Source organism: Pseudomonas sp. Choline-02u-1, from assembly GCF_002836515.1.
Classification (GTDB): Bacteria; Pseudomonadota; Gammaproteobacteria; order Pseudomonadales; family Pseudomonadaceae; genus Aquipseudomonas.
On the sequence record NZ_PJBC01000057.1, the window covers coordinates 1 to 204 of the forward strand.

Here is a 204-nt window from a genome sequence, read left to right on the forward strand (position 1 = left end):
CGCTCCAATCACCAACTCGATCACTGACGTGAGCGGTGGCAACTTCGAAGATCTGGTGGCGGACAAGACTCCGGTCTCGACTTCTGTAACCGACGTTTCCGACACTACAAATCTGTCGCTGAGTGCGACCGGTTCCGTGGCCGAAGGTGGCCAGATCACCTACACCGCGACATTGACCAACGCCGCTGGCTCACCAGTGACCGT

General features: G+C 58.3%; 1 protein-coding gene. It reads left to right on the forward strand.

Annotated elements, in window-relative coordinates:
* The coding region (locus tag CXF97_RS14075; protein ID WP_157830901.1) for an immunoglobulin-like domain-containing protein at positions 1–204 on the forward strand (204 nt) is incomplete at both ends.